At 64.5% G+C, this 2,894-nt stretch carries 4 protein-coding genes; all 4 read left to right on the top strand.

The genetic code is table 11. The features are described 5' to 3' along the window. The coding region (locus EN994_RS25385) for a glutathione S-transferase family protein (protein ID WP_164746173.1) at positions 1-289 on the top strand (289 nt) is incomplete at its 5' end. After that, entirely contained in the window at positions 270-1,424 is a 1,155-nt protein-coding gene (gene queG / locus EN994_RS25380) for a tRNA epoxyqueuosine(34) reductase QueG (RefSeq protein WP_027161203.1), read from the top strand. The genes EN994_RS25385 and queG, both read left to right, overlap by 20 nt. Continuing rightward, positions 1,421-2,320, top strand: coding sequence for an SDR family oxidoreductase (locus EN994_RS25375; protein ID WP_063170414.1), 900 nt, complete (start codon positions 1,421-1,423; stop codon positions 2,318-2,320). Before queG ends, EN994_RS25375 begins: the two co-directional genes overlap by 4 nt. A gap of 149 nt (positions 2,321-2,469) precedes the next feature. Further along, a partial coding sequence (locus EN994_RS25370) for a penicillin-insensitive murein endopeptidase (RefSeq protein WP_206530494.1) occupies positions 2,470-2,894 on the top strand: 425 nt, incomplete at its 3' end.

Genomic DNA, 2,894 nt, shown 5'->3' with positions numbered 1-2,894 from the left:
GGGCGCGACCCGTGCGGCGCGCGCCAACATCCGCGAGCACATGAAATACACCAACTGGCTGGCCGGCACCCGCCATTGGCTGGCCGGCTCGAGGGTCACCTATGCCGATCTCGCGGCCGCGGCGACGCTGTCGGTGCTCGATTATCTCGGCGAGATAGACTGGCGCGAGCACAGCGCTGCTCGCGAATGGTACACGCGGGTCAAGTCGCGGCCTTCCTTCCGGCCGCTTTTGACCGACCGGGTGCGCGGCCTGTCACCGGTGTCGCATTATGCGGACCTCGACTTCTGACGCCGCAAAACTGCGCGCGCTGATCGACGCTGAGGCGCAGCGCGCCGGCTTCGATGCCGTCGCCGTCACCTCCCCCGATGCGATCCCGCTGGCGCCGGCGCGCCTGGCCGAATTCGTCGCCGATGGCTTTCACGGCTCAATGGACTGGATCGCCGAGACGCTGCAACGCCGCAGTGAACCAACGGCCCTCTGGCCGCAGGTACGCTCGATCGTCGTGCTGGCGATGAACTACGGCCCCGACCATGATCTTCGCGAAGTGCTGGCCAAGCGCGACCGCGGCGCGATCTCGGTCTATGCGCAAAACCGCGACTATCACGATGTGATGAAAGGCCGGCTGAAGGAGATCGCCGGCAAGCTCGTTGCCCGCGCCGGCGGTGACGTGAAGGTGTTCGTCGACACCGCACCTGTCATGGAAAAGCCGCTGGCCGAAGCCGCCGGGCTTGGCTGGCAAGGCAAACACACCAATCTGGTCAGCCGCGAGCACGGCTCCTGGCTGTTCCTCGGCACCATCTTCACCACCGCTGAACTGGTGCCCGACCGCGCCGAAATCGACCATTGCGGCTCCTGCCGCGCCTGCCTCGACGCATGCCCGACCGATGCTTTTCCGGCGCCCTACCGGCTCGATGCGCGGCGCTGCATTTCCTATCTCACCATCGAGAACAAGGGGCCGATTCCGCACGAATTCCGCGAAAAGATCGGCAACCGCATCTATGGCTGCGATGACTGTTTAGCCGCCTGCCCGTGGAACAAATTCGCCCGGGCGGCTTCGGAAGCAAAACTCGCCGCGCGCGATGATCTGCGCGAACCACCGCTCGCCGACCTTTTGGGTCTCGATGACGCGGCCTTCCGCGCTTTCTTCTCCGGTTCGCCGATAAAACGCATCGGCCGCGATCGGTTCATCCGCAACGTGCTGATCGCCGCCGGCAATTCCGGCGATGCCTCTCTTGCCGACACTGTGCGCGCCTTGCTGGACGATGCCTCGCAGCTGGTGCGGGGCGCGGCAATTTGGGCGCTGGCGCGGCTGGTGCCCGATGCCGAATATTCAGAAAGGGCAGCCCTCGGCCTGAAAACCGAGAGCGACGAAGCCGTGCGCGACGAATGGCGTCTGGCGCGGCCAACCAGGGCGAATGCATGAGCGAAAAGCAGATATTCATCTTCGGCGCCGGCTATTCCGGCAGGGCTTTTGCTCGGGCCAACAAAGGCGCCGCGACGATCTTCGGCACGACACGCTCGCCGGAAAAATTCGAGACGCTACGGCAGGCCGGCATCGCCCCGCTGCTGTTCGACGGTGCGCTGACCGAGGAAATCGGCGATGCACTGGAAAAGACAACGCATCTGCTGATTTCGGTCGCCCCGGAGGAGGCTGGCGATCCCGTGCTGGGTGCCGCCCGAGAGGCAATCGCTCAAATGCCGGCGCTGGAATGGATCGGCTATCTCTCTACGGTCGGGGTTTACGGCAATTATGACGGCGCCTGGGTCGATGAAACGGCTGAATGCCGGCCGGTGTCGAAGCGTTCGATGATGCGGGTGGCGGCAGAGCAGGACTGGCTGGAGCTGGGCCGCGAGATTCGCCGGCCGGTGGCGATCCTGCGACTCTCCGGCATTTACGGGCCGGGCCGCAATGCCCTGCTCAATCTGGAAAACGGCAGCGCAAGGCGGCTGGTCAAGCCCGACCAAGTGTTCAACCGCATTCATTGCGACGACATTGCAGGCTCCCTGTGGCAGCTCATCCAAGGCAATAAAGGCGGCATCTTCAACGTCACCGACGATCTGCCGGCGCCGCCGCAGGACGTCGTCGCCTATGCCGCATCATTGATGGGCATCGAACCGCCGCCCGAGATTCCTTTCGACGCCGCCCAACTTTCGCCCATGGCGCGGTCCTTCTATGGCGAGAACAAGCGCGTCGGCAACGCGGCGATCAAGGCGGCGGGCTATTCCCTGCGCTTTCCGGACTACCGCGCCGCCTTCGACCATATGTGGGCGAGCGGCGACTGGCGCGACGGCGAGGCGCGCAGCCCGATGAAGCGCTAAAAGCAATTCCAGGAAAAGTGTGACACGGTTCTCCGTCCGGGATTGCGTCAAAACAGAGATAGAGCGGTTCACCGTTTCGGTGAACCGCTCTATCGATCGAAGCGTTCCGCGTTGCATGCTATGATTCGGCCTGGTGGGGATCCGGTTTCATGAAAACACCGATACAGCCATCTCTCGGCAAAAAATTCAGGCTGGCGGCCGCTCTCGGCCTGTTCGTCCTTGCCGGTCTAGCCGTACGGCCGGCCGCGGCCGAGGAACGGGCAAAAGACCTGTTCGGCGCCAAGAAACTGCCAGCCGCGAGCGCGGCGCAATCGATCGGCTTCTATTCCAAGGGCTGTTTTGCCGGCGGCGTCGCCATTCCCATGGACGGTCCGACCTGGGAGGTGATGCGGCCGTCCCGCAACCGTCGCTGGGGCCATCCGGCTATGATCGCGGTGATCGAGAAATTGTCGCGCGACGCGGCAGCCGATGGTTGGCCGGGCCTGCTGATCGGCGACATTTCGCAGCCGCGCGGCGGCCCGATGCTGACCGGGCATGCCTCGCACCAGATCGGGCTCGACGCCGACATCTGGCT

Origin of the sequence: Mesorhizobium sp. M7A.F.Ca.CA.002.09.1.1 (assembly GCF_003998555.1) — a bacterium.
GTDB lineage: Bacteria > Pseudomonadota > Alphaproteobacteria > Rhizobiales > Rhizobiaceae > Mesorhizobium > Mesorhizobium ciceri.
Note: the sequence above shows the minus strand (reverse complement) of the source record. Positions and strands in the feature narration are given on the sequence as shown.

What these genes read in the sequence shown, in the direction of transcription:
- queG (WP_027161203.1), top strand. Translation starts at nt 270, where the DNA reads ATGCGGACCTCGACTTCTGACGCCGCAAAACTGCGCGCGCTGATCGAC.
- EN994_RS25375 (WP_063170414.1), top strand. Translation starts at nt 1,421, where the DNA reads ATGAGCGAAAAGCAGATATTCATCTTCGGCGCCGGCTATTCCGGCAGG.